Here is a 17939-nt window from a genome sequence, read left to right as displayed (position 1 = left end):
ATCCTTGTGGGAAGATGTGAACAAGCATTTCGTTTCTGAGAATCAAGGTAGCTATGGCAGTGACTCGTGCCGGACGAACCTTTGTGATGCGGGGCAGCAGCGAAGGGAACCCTGCCAAGTTTCTGGAAATGGCCAGCTCTCTGATCAACACCCGCACCCGCCAAGGTAGCGGCAAAAAGGTTCAAGATCGCTCCTCCTACGGCAAGGCGGGCAATCCGCAAGAGTTTATACAGATGGCCAGCGAGTTGCGCCGATCCCTGGAGCAGCGGGGGCGGTAGCTGCTCTTTTCCTCTCCTCTAGACTGTAGGATCCCCGTCCGGCTCAGCTAGCCGGACGCTTTTCTTTGTTTTGCCCTCCAGGCAGACAATTGCTGGCCTGAGGCTCCCTGGCTTTCTATTCCACCCTCCCCAACCTTGCTCCTGCGGTTTGCCGCTCACAAAAGAAGAGAGGATGTCAGGATGGGAAAAGTGCTCCTCTGAGCGCTCTTGCCGGTGGACGTAGTGAGGTGAAAAAGCATGAAAAACACGGGCTTTTGGCTGGCCGGGATCCTGGGGTTGCTCCTGGATCAGGCGAGCAAGCGCTGGGCGGTGGAGCGGCTGCTGCCGGGGCCGGAAATCGAGCTGTGGCCAGGGGTGTTTCACCTTACCTATGTGGAAAATACCGGCGCCGCTTGGAGCCTATTTGCCGATTCGGCAGAGTTCCTCAAGTGGGTCTCGCTGGGGGTAGCGGTGGCGCTGGCGCTGCTGGCGATTCGCGGCAGCAGCCTGGGCCGTTGGGAACAGGTGGGCTACGGCTTGGTCTGGGCAGGAGCGATGGGGAACGGCATCGACCGCTTTCTCAACGGCTATGTGGTGGATTTTTTCAACTTCGTCTGGATTGGCTTCCCCGTCTTTAACGTGGCGGACGTGGCCATCAACGTGGGGGTGGCCTGCTTGTTGGTTGGCCTGTGGCAGGGCAGCCCGAAAAAAACGGCGCCGAGACCCTAGGCGACCTACTTCGCCCCCGCCCACTGGCGATCCCCAGCTTCTTGCGCGGCCAACTCAGGCTGCGAGGGAGCCTCAGGATCCGGCGGAGCGCTCCACCACAACCCCACAGCTGGCCCCAATCCCAGCAAGAGCCCCAGCCCTGCTGACGCGACAATGCCGGATCCTACGCTCATCAGCAGGGCAAAGGCAAAATTGGCTACATAGAGCAGCAGCGGCCCCAGCAACTGGCGGCGGTTCAAGACCGGCTGATCTTTCCCCCAAAGGAGGTTGGCCGCGGTCATAAAGGCAGCTCCGGTGAGCATCCAACCGCCGAAGTTTTGCAGCGGCATGCCGAAAAAGGGCCCCGGCTGGAACCACGTCCAAAAGGGGATCAGGCCGCGGGTCATGGCCGGATCCAGCACGAAGTCCCAGGCGGTGAGCAGCAGCGCCCCCAACAGGATGGCCTCGCAGTGGATCAGCCAATGGCGCCCCGCTTGCAACGCCACCCGCGCCAACAGGTAGGACGACAGCCCCACGTAAAACCAAGACAAAGGGATCGTGAAGGGAACCAGTCCGGCGATCTTGTAGCCCAGCCCGCTCAGGTAGCCGTAGTCGCCAAAAGGGATCCCGGTGCTGGTGCCCAGCAGCTCGCTGGCCAAGGAAATGCCCACCGCCGGGATCAAAAACATCAACAGGCGCCGCACCCCCAACAGCCGGGATCCCATCAAAGCCGCCGCCAGCGCTCCAGACACCATGTAGGCCACGCCGCCATTGCCCATGCTCCAAGAGAAGGCCTGCAGACCAATGGGGGGTAAACTGGCCACCCACTCGGGATGCGGTACTACCCACAGTAGGCCCACCAGCCCGAAGAGCAAGGAGAGAATGTGCAAGCCCAGCGCCAAAGCCTCCAACCGCTGCCAGATTGACCCAAACCCAAGGAGAACACCTCGCCTATCAGAAAACCGGAAAGGCAGGCTAACAAGGACACCAGAGGATAACGAGGAGAACAGCCAACGCATGAGAAGCTCCCGTAGGGTGGTTGATCAGAGCCGCCTCGCTACCCCACCGCTTGAGCAGCGGCTGAGGAGAAAAGCGGATGGCCAAAGCAAACTGCCTGGCCTGACCAGGGTAGGCCTGCTGATATTTTGCTGCCTATTGTATCAATTCGTAAACATCCTGCCTGGTTTTCCGCAGAGCTCCTCTTGGTCAGAGGGATCCCTGAGGGGAGTGTACGCTCAGTTGAGGCGGGCTGTGGAGCGCCGGGACTGGGCTCAGGCCTTGCGCCTGGTGGATCTTCTGCTGCAGCGGTCCCCAGATCCCGCCCAGCGTCAGGATCTGGAGCACTATCGGTTGGCGCTGGAGAGCCATCGCTCTTCTAATGGGGATCCGCCGCCGCCCCAGTGGCCGTTTTTGCACAAGCCCTTTGTCGGGGAATTTCCCGTCACCAACCTCTTCGACCACGACTTGCCCTTGGGGGAGGAGGATGGCAACGGACGGTTTGTCAGTGGGCAAGGCCAAGTCTGGATCCCTGGCCCGCTGCACCCCTGCGGCAAAAGCGATGGCCATGCCGGCTATGACTGGGCCATGCCGGTGGGCACCCCCATCCTGGCCGCCGCCCCAGGACGGGTTACCGTAGCGCGTCCGGAGCCAGCGTTTTTCTGCCCTGCCTTGGGTCGCCCGGTCAGGGGGTTGCGGGTGCGCATTCTGCACGAGCCAGCTGGCTTGGAAACCCTCTACGCCCACCTCAGCCAAATCCAGGTGCAGGAGGGACAGAGGGTAGCCGCCGGGGAGGTGATCGGCCTGTCGGGCGACAGCGGCTGTGCCAGCGGGCCCCATCTCCATTTCGAGGTGCGCCGTCTCAACCCAACCAACTCCGGCCAACCCGCCCCCGTCGATCCCTACGGCTGGTTTGGGCCTGGCCTGGATCCCTGGAGCCTGCATCCCCTGGGAGCCGAAAGCCTGTTTCTCTGGCAGGTGGGCCAAGCGCCCAGCCTAGGCGCCTGCTGGCAGGCTCAACAGCTCTCTGGCCCTCCTCAATAGACTAGAGACATTTCCCGCAGCCCCGACCCCTCTCCCAGTGGGAGTCTCCCCTCACCCCCGACCCCTCTCCCAGTGGGAGAGGGGAGTTGCAAGGGACTGCTTTGTGGCAATTTGGAACGAATCCCAGCGGTCTATTGTCTCGTCGCCAATCGGAAGACTTGGGATGTTACAGATCGCGGCGGACAAAGCCATCTCCCTCCCACTGGTAGAGGGTGGCGCGCGAGTCGCGGTTGGATCCCGGCACGCTGGAGATGACCAGGAGCCCTTGGGAGCTGACCCGCAAGCTGGCATTGCTTAAATCGGTTACGCTCAGCAGCGGCACAAACCCCTCCGGCTGGTGTTCCAAGATCAAGACAGACCGCAGCAGGCTGATTCCCCCTCGCTCGGTGAGCAGTACCAGCTTGGGCTGGGCGCTGGAGGTAATGTCGGTGCGCAGGTGCGCCTCCACCAGCCGTCCGGGGATCGGCTCAGCCGCATGGAGCAGGCGAAAATCGTATCCTCCCTGATGGGCGAAGCTGAGAACGCGCACCACCGGCTCCACTGTCGGCTGCCGCTGGATTTCAAACACGGCCACCACATCCTGCCGATCGGAAGCGGTGAGGCTGGCCGCAAACAGGCGCAGGTTTTGGCCGCGATTGCCGCGGATGAACTCCCACCAGATGGATTGACGAAAGAGGGCAACTACTCCCTCGCGCGCGGTGCCTCCCTCAGAAACAGCCGGCAACAGCGGAAGCAGCGGCTGGGGGTGGGCAGAGTTAACAGCAAGGGGTAGCGCCAGAGCCAAGGCTGCTCCCCAACTTATCCGACCCCAGAAATCCAAGGGCTTTCGCATACTTCCCCACTCCTCGACCCTAAGATTTTAAGAGATTGCCCGGTTTTGCTTAAGAGACAGTTGGCAGTTCCCTCAAGCAGAATCTCTAGAAGTGGGCCAGGGCAAAAAGCGATAGCCCGCCTCTTCAACGGCAGCAACGATCTCCGGCAAAGCTTCTGCAGTATGGGGCCAGCGGTCGTGCAGTAGCAAAACCAGGGGTTGTTCAGAGGCTTTCATCACCGACAACTGGGATCGAACCCGCTGCAAAAGCTGGTCTACTGTTTGGCCGGCATAGGCATCCTCAGGACTAAGGTTCCAGTAGAGAACCTGATACCCTGCCTGTTCCAAAGCGCGACGCAAAGCAGAGTCTAAGCGAAAACCGCCCGGTGGGCGAACCACCAGTTGGGGATCCAAGCCCAACGTCTTGAGCAGTTGGGTTGTCTGATCCACCTCGGCATAGAATATCTCGTCGCTGCTATAGAGGCGTCGATAGTCGTGAGTAAACGTGTGGTTGGCTATAGTGTGGTCGTGGGTTTGAATGGCTTTGGCCAACTCTGGAAAGCGAGAAACGTGATTGCCGATGAGAAAGAAGGTGGCCGGAATCTGTAGCTGATCCAAAACCTCTAAAAGGCGAGGGGTGGACTGCGGCCAAGGTCCATCGTCAATGGTGAGAAAGGCAGAGCGAGGTGGCACTTCCAACAAAGGCCCGAGCGCCTCTTCCAAAGGCAGTTGCAAAGGCCGGCTATTTTCCAGCGGATCGAGCAAAGTGGGATCCGCTGTCCAGCCATGCTGCAAAAAGACCTCTACCTGGGCAGGTGCAGGGGTGATCAGCAGGCGCCCAGTCTGTTCGTCTCGGTTGCCCCAGCTCAGCCGGTAGGGCAGCTCCCTAGGAACCTCAACAGCGGTCGAGGGCGTAATCACCGCATAGGGAATATCGATCAAGTAATGCCCATTTACCCGCTCTTGGTAAACCCAGGCAGCAGAAGGAGCCGATAGGTAAACCAGCAGGTCTTGGGGAGGGCTGCCGCGCACAACCCGAACGCTCTCGATCGGGAGAACAGGATCGTATTCTGAGGTTAGAGTCAGCTTTAGATCAAAAAAAGACTGGGCCTCCACCGCGCAGTACTGCAGCCCCACCAATAGGAAAACCAAAAAAAAGATCGCCGCTTTCAGAGAACGCATGGGAGTTTCTCGGGGCTTCGCAACAATCATAGGGCAAAGGGCCATCCCAGCTCCCTCAAGAGGGCGGAATGAGCCCAAACTAAGAGCGCAGGCGCTCTTCCCATTGACGAGCAGGGGAGGCTCGGCGGATGTCCCGCCAAATGGCTGTGGCCGCCAGCGCTCCGTCAGCAACCGCAATCGCCACCTGATTGAGGCCTTGCTTCAAATCTCCTACCGCGAACAGCCGCGGATGGGTGGTGCGGCACCACTCGTCGGTCACGAGGTTTTCGCCCTGCCACTGCAAGTTGGGGATCCCTTTCAAATAGTCGTTGTGGTACTTGGCTCCCATGGCCACCAGGCCGGTAGTTGCCTCGATGTAGGTGCCATCCGCGAGCTCTACACCGCGCATCTGGTGGTTCTCGCCCAGAAAGCGGCGGATGGGAGATTCGTAAAGGGGATAGCCGTGCTCGGCCAGTTTTTGGCGCATTTCAGGGCCGACCGAGCAGAGGCCGTGAGTCAACACCGAGATATAAGGCGTAAACCAGTTGAGGACAAAGGCAGTGTTGATTTGAGCCTCTGAGCCGACGATTAAAACTGCCTTTTGATCCCGCATTTCGTAGCCATCGCAAATCATACAGACATGCAATGAATGGCCGGCATAGTCGTAAACATTTTGCATGTCCGGCAATTGCGGCAGATGATCGATGATGCCTGTTGCCGCGATCAAATACTTGCTGCGAAAAACGGGGTAGAGGCTGTTGACTTTTCCCACCTTGACCTTGACGGCAAAAAGGTCTCCCTCATCCTTCACATTTTCCACATAGCCCCATAGATAGTCCACCCCCAAGCTGAGGGCGTGCTCCCTTCCCTGTCGCAACAGCTCTCGTCCTGGCGTGTTTGGCGGCAGGCCCAGATAATTGCGCAGATCCTGCATCCAAAAAGATCGGCCTTTGCCTTTTTCCACCACCAGACAACTCAAGCCATAGCGAGCCAGATAGATTGCCGCCGACAGCCCCCCTGCGCCGCCACCGGCGACAATGACGTCGTAGGTTTTGTTCAAGCCAACTTCTAGGTTCTTGCTGTTTAGTTTCATAGACAGACTCCCTTTAGGTGCTTTTCAGTCTTTCCGGTTGCCCCCACCGGTCAATGAGGTATGGGTCAAGACATCAAACCTTAAAATTTTAGGAAAAAGCCAGAAAGAGTCTCCGCCTTCAGGGGCCTCGAGGTCAAGGCCGACAAGCCCAGAGAACAATCGTCTAAGATAAGAGGCAAAGGTCCCACTCAGGAGAGACGTCTTATGCCAGGCATCTTAGCGGCAATCGCCCTGATCTTCCTCGGTTACCTGTTTAACTCCGTCAAGATCATCAGCCAGGGCTATGAGGCGCTGGTAGAACGTCTGGGCCGGTTTCACCGCAAGCTAACACCCGGGCTGCACGTCATTTTTCCTCCCATCGACAGGATTGTGTTCCAGGAAACCATTCGCGAGAAGGTGTTGGACGTGCCGCCGCAGCAGTGCATCACCAGCGACAACGTTTCTTTGATGGCGGATGCGGTGGTCTATTGGCGCATTACGGATATGATCAAGGCTCGCTATGCAGTAGAGGATGTACAGCGGGCTTTGGTGAACTTGGTGCTGACGGCCCTGCGGGCCGAAATTGGCCGCATGGATCTAGATCAGACCTTCTCCTCCCGCGCCGAGATCAACGCCCGCCTTTTGACAGAACTGGACGAGGCCACCGATCCCTGGGGGATCAAGATCACCCGCGTGGAAGTTCGAGATATTCAGCCCTCCAAAACCGTGCAGGACTCGATGGAAAAGCAGATGGCTGCCGAGCGGGAGAAGCGAGCGGCCATTCTCAAATCCGAGGGGGAGCAGCAGGCCAGCATCAACCAAGCGGCGGGGGCTGCCAAGGCGCAGTTGTTGCGAGCAGAAGCTGAGAAGCGCGAGCGGCTGCTCCTAGCCGAGGGCACGGCTGAGGCCATCAAAACCATTGCCGCCACTTTGCAGGAAAACCCAGAGGCAGCCAACGCGCTGCAATACTTGATGGCGCAAAACTACATCGATATGGGTCTCAAGGTGGGCAGTAGCCCCAGCTCGAAGGTGATCTTTATGGATCCCAATTCCATCCCCGCTACCCTGCAAGGGTTGCTCTCTATGGTGGATGTGGCCAAGGGAGAACAGGGATCCCGCGCTTCCGGGGCTTCCCAAAAGTTGGGCAGCTCCACGGCTTTCCCGACCGAGGTGAACTTTCCTCAGCTCGACTAGCAGCGACAGCTATGGTAGCTTCAAGGGATACCGCTTGGCTGCTGGTGGGGCAGGTGGTGGCTGCTCATGGACTGCGGGGCTGGCTGCGGGTTAAGTGCTGGTCGGATTTTCCGGAGCGCCTTACCGAGCCAGGGCCGCGCTGGCTGCAGCGGGATAGCGATCCGGAGCCTCTGTTGCATCCTTTGATCGAGGGGCAGTTTTTTCCCGCCAAGGGCCTATACCTGGTGCGGCTGGAAGGAATTCCCGATCGGACGGCGGCAGAGGCTTGGGTGGGAGCTAAGGTGTTGGTGCCGGCTTCCCAGCGCCTGCCCCTCGAGCCGGAGGAGTACCACTACTCCGATCTCATCGGCCTGACCGTTTACCATCAAGGGCGGCTGCTGGGGCATGTCTCGGCCATCTGGGCCGCTGGCCAAGATGTGCTGGAGATCGCCACCCCCGACAAGCGGCAGGTGTTGATCCCCTTTGTGAAGGCTCTGGTGCCGGTTGTGGATTTGGAAAAAGGTGAGCTGCAGGTGCAGCCGCCACCGGGATTGGTGGAGAGCTTTCTCGGCCAGGATCGGGCAAGAAACTGATCTCCATCCCTGCATCCCCTGCCAAAGTTTGCCCTCAGAAGCGGCTGTGTGGCCGTTTTAGCCTTTTGTGCTATTATGGGGGCAGGTTTTTGGCATTTGGATTATCTCTGGCTTCTGGCGTCAATTTCTCTGGGTTTAGGTCGGCGGGGGCCGGGATCTCTCTTCGGGATTGGAGTTACGAATGACGGAGAACTACGGTGCAGAGCAGATCCAAGTTTTGGAAGGCTTGGAGGCTGTGCGCAGGCGGCCTGGCATGTACATTGGCTCCACTGGGCCGAAGGGATTGCACCACCTGGTGTACGAGGTGGTGGACAACTCCGTCGATGAAGCTCTGGCTGGCTACTGCAACGAAATTGAGGTTACTCTCCACCCCGATGGCTCGGTATCGGTGCTGGACAATGGCCGCGGCATCCCGGTAGACATCCACCCCAAGACCGGGCAGTCGGCGCTGGTGACGGTCATGACTGTGTTGCACGCTGGCGGCAAATTCGGCGGCGGCGGCTACAAGGTCTCCGGGGGGCTGCACGGCGTTGGGGTATCGGTGGTGAATGCCCTCTCCGAGTGGTTGGAGGCCAGAGTCTGGCGGGAGGGCAAGGTTTACTTCCAGCGCTTCGAGCGAGGGGCGGTGGTGGGATCCCTTCAGTCCGAGCCGCAGCCTGCCGGTGCCCAGCGGCGGGGCACGGAGGTGCGCTTTAAGCCGGATGAGCTCATCTTCCCGGAGCGGGAGTTTGACTACAGCCTGTTGGCGGCCCGCTTGCGCGAGCTGGCCTACCTCAATGCCGGCTTGAAAATCATCTTCAGCGATCTGCGGCGGGATCCGCCTCACCGCGAAGTCTATCAATTTGCCGGCGGCATTAAGGAATATGTGGCCTTCATCAACCACGAAAAAACCCCCATCCACCCCGATATTATCTATGTGCGCGGGGAGCGGGATGGCGTCGAGGTAGAAGCGGCATTGCAGTGGTGCGCGGATGTCTACACCGATACCTTGATTGGCTTTGCCAACAACATCCGCACCACTGAGGGGGGCACCCACTTGGAGGGATTGAAGACCGCCCTTACCCTCACCATCAACAGCCAAGCCCGCAAGCTCAACAAACTCAAGGACTCCGACAGCAACCTGGCGGGAGAAAATGTGCGGGAGGGGCTGACCGCCATCCTTGCAGTCAAGGTGCCCAACCCTGAGTTTGAGGGGCAGACCAAAACCAAGCTGGGCAACACCGAGGTGCGGGGCATTGTCCAGACCCTTGTCTCGGAAGCCCTTACAGAATACCTAGAGTTCAACCCCAACGTGGCCAGGGGGATCGTCGAGAAGGCCATCCAGTCCTTCAACGCGGCCGAGGCGGCCCGTCGGGCCCGGGAGCTGGTGCGCCGTAAGTCTGCCCTGGAATCTTCCACCCTGCCGGGGAAACTGGCCGACTGCAGTTGCCGCGATCCCGCAGAATCGGAGGTGTATTTGGTCGAGGGCGACTCGGCAGGAGGCAGCGCCAAGCAGGGCCGGGATCGCCAGTTCCAGGCAGTGCTGCCCTTGCGCGGCAAGATCCTCAACATCGAGAAGGCGGATCCCGCCAAGATCTACAAAAACGCCGAGATTCAGGCCATGATCACAGCGCTGGGCCTGGGGGTCAAGGGCGAGGAGTTCGATCCCAGCCAACTGCGCTACCACCGCATCATCCTCATGACCGACGCCGACGTGGACGGCAGCCACATCCGCACCCTGCTGCTCACCTTCTTTTACCGCTATCAGAAGGCGCTTTTGGAGCAGGGCTACGTCTACATTGCCTGTCCGCCGCTTTACAAGATCGAGTGGGGCCGCAACAACGTGCGCTACTGCTACAACGAGGCCGAGAAAGAGCAAGTCCTGCGCAGCCTGCCGGCCAACACCAAGTACACCATCCAGCGCTTCAAGGGCTTGGGGGAAATGATGCCGGAGCAGCTTTGGGAAACCACCATGAACCCGGCAACGCGCGTCCTCAAGCAGATCACCATCGAAGACGCAGCCGAAGCCGATCGCATTTTCACCATCCTGATGGGGGATGCCGTCGGGCCGCGTCGGGAGTTCATCGAGGCCCACAGTGCCCAGTTGGATCTGGCGGCTCTGGATATTTGACGGGGGAGATGTGGTAGCTGCCATCGGCCTGCACCCAGGCAATCTCCGGGATCCGGCAGCGGCGGGCGTAGGCCTCGATTTCTTCGGGGGAGCGGTCCAGCAATTCCAGCTCCACCGCCTCTGACTCGCGCCAGCGGGCGGCCAAGGCCAGCGCCGCCGGGATCCCTGCCGGCACCAGTGGCACCACCAACCGCTTGCACCCCGTTGCCTCGTCCTGGGGAGTGGGGGGCAAAAGCCGCAGCAGGGTATCCGGCAGGAGGGTAAAGCCGATCCCTGGCTGCTCCAGTTGCTGTGGGCTATAGAGGGCATAGAGCCGGTCGTAGCGCCCGCCTAAGGCGATGATTTCTCCCCCCACCACTGCTTGGAAGACAATGCCGGTGTAGTAGGCCAAGGTTTGCAGCAAGCTCAGATCCAACACCACCCGCACTTGCTGGGCTTCCAGAATCTGGCACAACTGCCGCAGATCTCGCAGCCGCTCCGGCGACACAGGAAGCTGGGCCAGCTGAGGTAGAACCTGTTCCGGCTGGCCACGCAATCCCAGAATCTGCAGGCCAATCTGGCGGGCCGCCTCTGGCAGCGGAGCCGCTTCTAGGTAAACGTAGTCAAGCTGGGCAATGGCACGGCGCACCGCCGCCTGGGCCTTGGGAGTAACAGAGTTAAGCAGGCTCTCAGTCAGGCTCACATCTCCCAACAGCAATGTCCAGTTGCTGAGGCCGACAGCGCGCACGCAATCGGCCAAAAGCAGCAAGATCTCGGCATCTGCTAGCCACCCGCCTGCACCGATGAGCTCCACTCCAGACTGGAAAAACTCTTGGCTAGTGTAGGAGCCCTCCTCCCGCCGGCTATTGCGGAACACGTTGCCGTGGTAGTAAAGCCGCAGCGGCAGGGGCCCGCTGGCCAGACGCGTGGCTGCTGCCCGCACGATGGAAGCGGTGAATTCCGGGCGCAACCCCAGCATTGTCCCTTCCCCGTCCCGCAACTGCAGCACTGCCTCGGCGCGGATGGATCCCCCAGCCAGTAGCGTCTCCAGCCGTTCCAGGGTGGGCGTGATGATACGTTGGTAGCCGTAACGGCGAAAAACCTGGGTTAGCTGCGCCTCTAGCCTTTCCCGCCGCTGGACTTCCCGCGGCAAAAAGTCGCGGGCGCCAGTGGGAGAGCGCAGGGAACTGGTTTCCCAAAGCAAATCTGCACCGCCAGGACGATCGTCCACAGGCAAACTCCCACAGCCTGTCCTGCCGCATCCTAGCACTGGGGTAGAGGAGATCAAGTCTTCCGCCACGGAAAGCCAGGCCACGTCCAGAGGGGATCGGTGGAGCGCACCCGGTGCATCCCCGCGGCGGCAAAGCGGGCAAAGGCCGCCTCCGCCTGCTCGCTAAAATCGACTACGCCGGGGATCACCACCGGCGAGGTGCAATCTTCCAGAAGGTAAATCTTCTTGGCCAGGGCGGGATCCCTGGACTGGATCTCCTGCAGCAGGTCGCTTACCGTCCAGGCGACGCAGTGGCTTTTGGCTTGGCCAGCCACGATCAGGGCATCGAATTCCAGTAGGTGGCCGATAAGGGATTCATTTTTCTCGTCGATGGGATCCCCTTCCGGGCCGGTCAAGACTTCCGGGCTGAGGGCGGAGTAGTTTTCCGTCAGGGGGTTGGCCCCCTTGAGCTGCAAGCTGGGCTGGCTGCAGCGGGCAATGGTGTGGAAGAAGATCGCCTCCTCCACCGCCGGCACCAGGGCATGGCCAATCCCACCTAGCATGGAATGGTAGGGCCAGACAATGAGAGGATATTTCCCCCCTTTCTCCAATTGCTCGGCATAGTGGAGGGCGTAGACCTGCAGCCGCGTCAGATCCCCTTGGGTGAGGTTGGCGGCCACCGCGGGGTTGACCCGCCAGCGCCCGGAGCGGATCTCGGCGGCAGAAATGGCTGTAGCTGGCTCGGGATGGGATCCCTGGGCGTCCACCCAGAAGATAGGGTGGAAGATCTGCATGGCGGTGTGGGTGTCCAGGGTAGCCACGATCTGGGTGATGTGGGCGAGGTGGCGGTAGATAAATTGACACAGACGCCGGTTATCCTCCACCGCCCCCAGGCCGCTAGAACCACCCACAAACAGCTCAAAGCCAGGAATGCAGAAGGTATTTTGCACATCGATGAGCAACAAGCCTACCCGCACCTGGTCGGATTCTGCCGATGGGATGCGGTGCTCTTGGGCCCACTGCTCCGCCTCTAGGGCCCGCTGTTGGTAGGGCACCCGCCAAATCTCCCCCACCCGCTCGGGATCAAAATGAACAGGCAAGGGAAGTGTCGGCGGAGCTTGAGTCGTTACTCCCTGGACAGTGGTGTTCATGGCTTTTTAGAGTGCAGTCAAGCTCTTATCGCTGGGGCCACCTCGCCGGGATCCCTGGCAGGCCAAACCTGTTACCATAGTAGCTCCAACTTTGGCAAGGACTTCTTTGCCCGCTCCCCTAGCTTTTCAGCGGCTTGTCCCTTGAGGTTTCCATGGTGAATTCAGACTTCTCCTCCCTGCAGCCCCAGGACTACGGCCTGTTGACGGATCTCTACCAGTTCACAATGGCTGCCTGCTATGTGGGGGAGGGGCTGGAGAATCAGCCGGCGGCCTTTGAGCTGTTTGTGCGGCGCTTGCCTAGCGACTATGGCTACCTCATCGCCATGGGGCTGGCCCAAGCGGTGGAATACCTGCAGCAGTTGCACTTTCCGCCGCAAGCCTTGCAGGCGCTGCGGGAGACGGGCATTTTTGCCGAGGCACCGCAACGCTTCTGGGAGCTGCTGGCTAGCTGCCGCTTCGAGGGGGATGTGTGGGCAGTGCCGGAAGGAACGGCCGTTTTCGCCAACGAGCCGCTGCTGCGGGTAGAGGCTCCTCTGTGGCAGGCGCAACTGGTGGAAACCTACTTGCTGACCACCTTCAACTACCAAACCCTGATTGCCACCAAGGCGGCCCGCATGCGGGATGCTGCCGGGGATGAGGCCATTTTGTTGGAGTTCGGCACGCGGCGAGCCTTTAGCCCCCAGGCGGGCCTGTGGGCAGCGCGGGCAGCGCTGGCGGCGGGGTTCAATGCCACCTCCAACGTCTTGGCAGCTCTCAAGCTGGGGCGCAAGCCGGCAGGCACGATGGCCCATTCTCTGGTGATGGCCATTGCCGCCCTCTCCGGCGATGAGACCCGCGCTTTTCAAGCCTTCCGGCGCTACTTTCCCCAGGCGGTTCTGCTCATCGATACCTACGATCCCATCCAGGGAGCGCGCACAGCGGCCCAGCTCTTTGCAGCCACCCATCCGGATCAACTGGGATCCCAAGGCGAGATCGGCGGCGTGCGCATCGACTCCGGGGACCTGGAGGCCCTCTCCCACCAGGTCAAGGCCATCCTGCCCCAGGGGGCGCCGGTCTTTGTCAGCGGCGATTTGGACGAGTACGAGATCGAACGGCTGCACCGCTCCCAAGCTCCTATCAGCGGCTATGGAGTGGGGACGCGGCTGGTGACCGGCGAGGGCGTGAACGGAGTGTACAAATTGGTGGAGATTAACGGGATCCCAGTGGCCAAGGCCTCCTTTGCCAAAGCCACCCTGCCGGGGCGCAAGCAGATCTTCCGCGGTCCCACAGGGGACTTGCTCGGCCAGGCCGACGAGAGCCCGCCCCCTGGCTACCAGCCGCTGCTGCGCCCGATCCTGCGCAAGGGTGTGCTGTTGGAGCCCCTGCCGGATCTGGAGGCGATTGCCCGCACCAGCCGTGCCTCGGTCCTGCGCCTGCCCCAGGCAGTGCGGCAACTGCGCCAGCCGGCTCCCTGGCCTATGGCCCTGACCCCTGCCCTGCAGCAGGTTAAGGATCGTCACCTGGGCTCTTCCTAAGCAAGCAGAACCCCAGAGAAGGGGTTCCCGCTGCTCTATAATATTCTGGCTTTGGGGTTTCAGCTTTGCGAGTTTGTGCTTGGCAAGGCGCTGAAGTCCCCGCTCTGGCTGAAGTCTTACAAGTGCTTGTTTTCGCCTCCAGCTCTATGACCCAACGTGCCTTAATTACCGGCATCACCGGTCAGGATGGCTCTTACCTGGCCGAGCTGCTGTTGCAAAAAAACTATGAAGTCCACGGCATTGTCCGCCGCGCCAGCACCTTCAATACCGACCGCATCGACCACATCTATGTGGATGCCCACGATCCCAACGCCCGGCTGTTTCTCCACTATGGGGATCTCACCGATGGCACCACCCTGCGCAAGATCCTGGAACAGGTGCAGCCGACGGAGGTGTATAACCTGGGGGCCCAATCCCACGTGCGGGTCAGCTTTGAGGCGCCAGAATACACCGTCGATGCGGTGGCTATGGGCACCCTACGCCTCCTGGAGGCCATCCGCGACTACCAGCAGCGCACGGGGATCCGGGTGAAGTTTTACCAGGCGGGATCCTCGGAGATGTTCGGCCTGGTGCAGGAGATCCCGCAAAAGGAGACCACCCCCTTCTACCCCCGCAGCCCCTACGCCTGCGCCAAGGTGTACGCCTACTGGCAAACAGTCAACTACCGCGAAGCCTACAACCTCTTTGCCTGCAACGGCATTTTGTTCAACCACGAGAGCCCACGGCGAGGAGAAACCTTTGTTACCCGCAAGATCACCCGCGCCGTCAGCCGCATCGTGGCCGGCAAGCAGGACAAGCTCTACCTGGGCAACCTGGATGCCAAGCGGGACTGGGGCTACGCCAAGGACTACGTCGAGGGGATGTGGATGATGCTGCAACAACCCCAGCCGGACGACTACGTGCTGGCTACTGGCGAAACCCACAGCGTGCGGGAGTTTGCCGAACGCGCTTTTGCTTTGGTGGGCATGCCCATTACCTGGCGGGGATCCGGACTGGAAGAACAGGGACTCTACAAAGATCGCGTGCTGATCGAGATCGATCCCCGCTACTACCGCCCCACGGAGGTGGATCTGCTCTTGGGGGACGCCTCCAAGGCCAAGCGGGTACTGGGGTGGCAGCCCAAGGTGACCTTTGCCCAACTGGTGGAGCTGATGGTGCTGGCGGATCTGGAGGCCATCGGCTTGGATCCGGATCCCATCCTGGGGGAGCGGCGCACCCTCAACGGCCTGCTCAGCGAGGATCGCGCCTTCATCCGCACCCAACTGGGGGTTCGCTACGACTAATGGCACCGCTCCCCAAAGTCAGCTAAAAAACAGCTCTCACCCCTTGCTTAAAGGCCGGGCTAAGACCTTAATATAGGAGATCGCCAATTCTTTTGGCGCACGGCCAATGTTTTCGCCTGTGCTCTTCTGCTGAGTATCTTTGCCGATTTCGGAGAAACGCCCGCATGTCCCGCTACACAGGTCCCCGCCTCAAGATCATTCGTCGCTTCGGGGGACTTGATCTGCCCGGTTTGACGCGCAAGCGCCCCAAAAATACCAATCCACCTGGTATGCACGGGGCCGAGCGCAAGAAAAAATCCGAGTATGCCATCCGCCTAGAAGAGAAGCAGAAGGTGCGCCTCAACTACGGGGTGAGCGAGCGCCAGATGCTCCGCTACATGCGCAAGGCGCGGCGCTCCAAGGGATCCACCGGGCTAGCCTTGCTGCAGATGCTGGAGATGCGGCTGGATTGCATCGTCTTTCGCCTCGGCATGGCTCCAACCATTCCGGCGGCTCGGCAGTTGGTAAGCCACGGCCACATCGAAGTCAACGGCCGCAAAGTCACCATCCCCAGCTATGGCTGCAAAGTTGGGGATGTGATCACGGTAAGGAACAAGGAGTCTTCTCGCAAATTGGTGGCCGCCTACGCTGAGTATCCGGGGTTGTTCCTGCCCGATTACCTGGAATTTGACAAAGAGAAGCTGCGCGGGCGTATCAAAGAACTGCCTCCCCGAGAGCAGATCTGCGCACCAGTGAACGAGCTGCTGGTTGTCGAGTTCTATTCCCGTAAACTCTAGGCCTCTCTTTTGCCGTCATTGCGGATCGTGAGGAAACCTCAGGGGCTAAGCCCAGAGGGGGCGATTTTTCTCAGTTCGTCGCGTTTCTTCTGCTGGCGCCAGCGGTACTTGGCACCATGGCTATTTCGAAACGTTTCTCCACATCCTTATTACTACGCAACGCTGTCGCGAACGAGCTGCCCTAGCTCCCCTCTCCCAGAGGGAGAGGGGTTGGGGGTGAGGGAGAAAGAACCGAGCAGAGATCAAAGCCTGCCGACGGCCCGCTGCAGTTGTACCAGGGCGCGGTTGTAGGCGATTACAGCATTGGAGAGGTTGCCACGGACGGTGGTGAGGGCAGTTTCGGCGTTGATCACCTCTGTTTGCGTGCCCACCCCGGCCTGAAGGCGCAGCCGCGCCAGGCGCAGGCTCTCCTCTGCCGAGGCAATCGCTACCTTGGCTGAGTCGATCTGTTCGCGGCTGGAGCTGAGCGTGAGGAAAGCCTCTTCCACACTGCGCCGGATTTCGTTACGGCTGCCGATGAAATTGTTCACGGCCACCTGCCCGTCGATCTCGGCTTGGCGAGCCTGGGCGGCCGCCTTACCCCCGTCCAGCCAAGTCAAACTGAAATTGGCGCCGACCGAGTAGCCGATATCGAAGCTGTCGCGGCTGGCCTTGAAATCGTTAACCGCATCGAGGGTGGCGAACAAACCAATCTGGGGACCGTTGCTGGCTTGCGCCAGGCGCACACGAGCTTGGGCTTGTTCCAACTCTCGGCGTTGGCGCTCCAGCTCTTGCCTTTGGGCAAAAGCGGCAACAATAGTCTCTTCTAGGCTCAGGTCCCACTCTCCCACAGGCTCGATGGGATCCCTGGCCAGCACATCAGTGGGACTGGGAAAGTTCAGCAGCTCGGCCAGGCGGCGGCGGCTCAGTTGTTGGGTGTTTTGGGCCACCAGTAGGGTTTGTCGATTGTTGGCCAATTCGGTCTCCGCCTGGAGAATCTCGAAGCGGGTACCCACCCCAGCCCGCTCTCGGGCTTGGGCATCCCGCAGGGTGGCTTCAGAACTTGCAACGGCAGCCTGGCTGATGGCCACTCGGGCATCGGCGCTCTGCAGATCGTAGTAGGCGTTGGCCACAGCTTGTTTCACTGTCTGCAGGGTTTGCTCCAGTTGCAGTTGGGCGACGCGCAGAGCTTCTTGGGCCAGTCTTAGGTTTTGTTCTCTGATCCCGTTGTCGAAAGCGGTGTAGTCCACCCGCACCACGCTAGCTGAGAGAGTGTGAACTTCGCGGCTTGGCCTGCCACCAGGCGAGGGAGGTTCGCTGTATTGGTAACTGGCTCGAGTGGAGAGGGTGGGAGCAAAAGCTGCCTGCGCCAGGGCAACCCCAGCCTCAGCCCGTTCTACAGCCAGCCTTGCCTGCTGCACCGCTGGGTTTTGGGCAACAGCAATCTCCAGGGCTTCTTGTAAGGACAAGCCCTCCGTCCGCTCGATGCGCACCTCCAAAGGGGATTGAGGCACCACCAGTTCTTCGGCCCTAGCAGCCCCCTGCGAGACCGGGGCAGGAGTGGCAGGGCGGGCTTCGGGCGGGATCGACAGGGTGGGAGGCAGGTTGGGGGTGCGGATGGCTCGGCTATCTGGGAGAACCAAGGCGGCAGGATCAGGCGCTTTCGTTTCTTGGGCAAAGGCAGGCACAGCCCAGAGCAGGCTGAACAGGAGGCCGCAGGGGGCAAACCGGCTAAGGGACGACCGGGATCCCGCCGAGCTTGGCTGTCGTTGAGGACGTCGAAGCTGGCCCCTGGCTAGATGCTGCATCGCCATCGCGTTATCACTCTCAACATCACCTCTAGCAGTATCGCAAAGGAAGGGACGAAGATAAGACGGTTTTCCACAGGCTTGATTGCCGCTCTGTTTGGGCCGGTGGCAGGAAGCCGAACCTTCAGACAGCCCGCAGGAAAATCTTCTGCGCCATCAGGGCCCCTCTTTACCAGCCCCAACAGGTCTCGAGACACAAAAGGATAGCTTGGTAGCCCCGCACTTGAGTGCGCGCCGGAAAAGCCCGCTAGCGACTTTGGTCGCTTACCCATGATGGGGGTCGTTGATATAGTTTCATAGCTCAAACAACCTCT

General features: G+C 60.4%; 16 protein-coding genes. 9 read left to right on the top strand and 7 right to left on the bottom strand.

The window, feature by feature from the left end; translation table 11 throughout:
• Positions 1-53 precede the first annotated feature (53 nt).
• Both GG26_RS06190 and lspA read left to right on the top strand, forming a co-directional pair.
• Positions 54-278 carry a hypothetical protein gene (locus GG26_RS06190; RefSeq protein ID WP_011430377.1) on the top strand — a complete coding sequence of 75 codons (225 nt, stop codon included), beginning with the start codon at positions 54-56 and terminating at the stop codon, positions 276-278.
• A gap of 237 nt (positions 279-515) precedes the next feature.
• A complete protein-coding gene (lspA, locus tag GG26_RS06185; protein ID WP_011430376.1) occupies positions 516-986 on the top strand; it encodes a signal peptidase II in 471 nt (156 codons plus the stop codon).
• Between the two features lie 5 nt (positions 987-991).
• Here the strand turns inward: lspA and GG26_RS06180 are convergent, their stop codons facing one another.
• Positions 992-1876, bottom strand: a complete 885-nt coding sequence (locus tag GG26_RS06180; RefSeq protein WP_414389426.1) for a carotenoid biosynthesis protein — start codon at positions 1874-1876, stop codon at positions 992-994.
• Between the two features lie 244 nt (positions 1877-2120).
• Between GG26_RS06180 and GG26_RS06175 the strand changes: the two genes are divergently transcribed.
• Positions 2121-3005, top strand: coding sequence for a M23 family metallopeptidase (locus tag GG26_RS06175; RefSeq protein WP_228375209.1), 885 nt, complete (start codon positions 2121-2123; stop codon positions 3003-3005).
• A gap of 166 nt (positions 3006-3171) precedes the next feature.
• On the opposite strand, the gene GG26_RS06170 is transcribed toward GG26_RS06175, so the two are convergent.
• The 3 genes from GG26_RS06170 to GG26_RS06160 all read right to left on the bottom strand — a co-directional run bounded on the left by GG26_RS06170 (position 3172) and on the right by GG26_RS06160 (position 6070).
• Entirely contained in the window at positions 3172-3789 is a 618-nt protein-coding gene (locus GG26_RS06170) for a hypothetical protein (protein WP_228375208.1), read from the bottom strand.
• A 120-nt stretch (positions 3790-3909) separates the two neighbouring features.
• Positions 3910-4998 (bottom strand): polysaccharide deacetylase family protein, encoded by a 1089-nt coding sequence (locus GG26_RS06165; RefSeq protein WP_099887460.1) that lies wholly within the window; start codon positions 4996-4998, stop codon positions 3910-3912.
• 79 nt (positions 4999-5077) lie between these two features.
• Positions 5078-6070, bottom strand: a complete 993-nt coding sequence (locus GG26_RS06160; protein ID WP_414389423.1) for an NAD(P)/FAD-dependent oxidoreductase — start codon at positions 6068-6070, stop codon at positions 5078-5080.
• Between the two features lie 204 nt (positions 6071-6274).
• Here GG26_RS06160 and GG26_RS06155 point away from each other — a divergent pair, with 204 nt between their 5' ends.
• The 3 genes from GG26_RS06155 (at position 6275) to gyrB (ending at position 9925) form a co-directional block, all read left to right on the top strand.
• Complete coding sequence (locus GG26_RS06155; RefSeq protein WP_011430369.1) at positions 6275-7243, top strand: SPFH domain-containing protein; 969 nt, start codon at positions 6275-6277, stop codon at positions 7241-7243.
• Between the two features lie 11 nt (positions 7244-7254).
• On the top strand, positions 7255-7815 hold the full coding sequence (rimM, locus tag GG26_RS06150; RefSeq protein WP_414389419.1) for a ribosome maturation factor RimM: 561 nt from the start codon (positions 7255-7257) through the stop codon (positions 7813-7815).
• A 181-nt stretch (positions 7816-7996) separates the two neighbouring features.
• Positions 7997-9925 carry a DNA topoisomerase (ATP-hydrolyzing) subunit B gene (gyrB, locus tag GG26_RS06145; RefSeq protein WP_011430367.1) on the top strand — a complete coding sequence of 643 codons (1929 nt, stop codon included), beginning with the start codon at positions 7997-7999 and terminating at the stop codon, positions 9923-9925.
• Here gyrB and GG26_RS06140 read toward each other — a convergent pair.
• Both GG26_RS06140 and GG26_RS06135 read right to left on the bottom strand, forming a co-directional pair.
• Positions 9876-11135: an ATP phosphoribosyltransferase regulatory subunit gene (locus GG26_RS06140; RefSeq protein WP_414389417.1), complete on the bottom strand. Its 1260-nt coding sequence runs from the start codon at positions 11133-11135 to the stop codon at positions 9876-9878. The genes gyrB and GG26_RS06140 overlap by 50 nt on opposite strands.
• A 53-nt stretch (positions 11136-11188) precedes the next feature.
• The gene (locus GG26_RS06135; RefSeq protein ID WP_099812090.1) at positions 11189-12265 is read right to left on the bottom strand and encodes an isochorismatase; all 1077 of its coding nucleotides are present in this window, start codon (positions 12263-12265) and stop codon (positions 11189-11191) included.
• A gap of 152 nt (positions 12266-12417) precedes the next feature.
• Between GG26_RS06135 and GG26_RS06130 the strand changes: the two genes are divergently transcribed.
• The 3 genes from GG26_RS06130 (at position 12418) to rpsD (ending at position 15838) form a co-directional block, all read left to right on the top strand.
• Positions 12418-13779: a nicotinate phosphoribosyltransferase gene (locus tag GG26_RS06130; protein WP_011430364.1), complete on the top strand. Its 1362-nt coding sequence runs from the start codon at positions 12418-12420 to the stop codon at positions 13777-13779.
• Between the two features lie 146 nt (positions 13780-13925).
• A complete protein-coding gene (gene gmd / locus GG26_RS06125) occupies positions 13926-15062 on the top strand; it encodes a GDP-mannose 4,6-dehydratase (RefSeq protein WP_011430363.1) in 1137 nt (378 codons plus the stop codon).
• 164 nt (positions 15063-15226) lie between these two features.
• The gene (gene rpsD, locus GG26_RS06120) at positions 15227-15838 is read left to right on the top strand and encodes a 30S ribosomal protein S4 (RefSeq protein WP_011430362.1); all 612 of its coding nucleotides are present in this window, start codon (positions 15227-15229) and stop codon (positions 15836-15838) included.
• Between the two features lie 242 nt (positions 15839-16080).
• Here rpsD and GG26_RS06115 read toward each other — a convergent pair whose 3' ends face one another.
• Entirely contained in the window at positions 16081-17631 is a 1551-nt protein-coding gene (locus GG26_RS06115) for a TolC family protein (RefSeq protein WP_099812091.1), read from the bottom strand.
• Between the last annotated feature and the right edge of the window lie 308 nt (positions 17632-17939).

It is taken from the genome of Synechococcus sp. 'PEA 65AY6A-5F PE A', from assembly GCF_047462575.1.
Taxonomy (GTDB): Bacteria; Cyanobacteriota; Cyanobacteriia; order Thermostichales; family Thermostichaceae; genus Thermostichus.
The sequence above is the reverse complement of the archived record's forward strand: the minus strand, read 5'-3'. Positions and strand labels throughout refer to the sequence as shown.

Coding starts and splice junctions, on each gene's coding strand:
- GG26_RS06190 (WP_011430377.1), top strand. CDS start 54: ATGGCAGTGACTCGTGCCGGACGAACCTTTGTGATGCGGGGCAGCAGC.
- GG26_RS06160 (WP_414389423.1), bottom strand. CDS start 6,070: ATGAAACTAAACAGCAAGAACCTAGAAGTTGGCTTGAACAAAACCTAC.
- rimM (WP_414389419.1), top strand. CDS start 7,255: ATGGTAGCTTCAAGGGATACCGCTTGGCTGCTGGTGGGGCAGGTGGTG.
- rpsD (WP_011430362.1), top strand. CDS start 15,227: ATGTCCCGCTACACAGGTCCCCGCCTCAAGATCATTCGTCGCTTCGGG.
- lspA (WP_011430376.1), top strand. CDS start 516: ATGAAAAACACGGGCTTTTGGCTGGCCGGGATCCTGGGGTTGCTCCTG.
- GG26_RS06165 (WP_099887460.1), bottom strand. CDS start 4,998: ATGCGTTCTCTGAAAGCGGCGATCTTTTTTTTGGTTTTCCTATTGGTG.
- GG26_RS06135 (WP_099812090.1), bottom strand. CDS start 12,265: ATGAACACCACTGTCCAGGGAGTAACGACTCAAGCTCCGCCGACACTT.
- gmd (WP_011430363.1), top strand. CDS start 13,926: ATGACCCAACGTGCCTTAATTACCGGCATCACCGGTCAGGATGGCTCT.
- GG26_RS06130 (WP_011430364.1), top strand. CDS start 12,418: ATGGTGAATTCAGACTTCTCCTCCCTGCAGCCCCAGGACTACGGCCTG.
- GG26_RS06115 (WP_099812091.1), bottom strand. CDS start 17,631: ATGGCGATGCAGCATCTAGCCAGGGGCCAGCTTCGACGTCCTCAACGA.
- GG26_RS06155 (WP_011430369.1), top strand. CDS start 6,275: ATGCCAGGCATCTTAGCGGCAATCGCCCTGATCTTCCTCGGTTACCTG.
- gyrB (WP_011430367.1), top strand. CDS start 7,997: ATGACGGAGAACTACGGTGCAGAGCAGATCCAAGTTTTGGAAGGCTTG.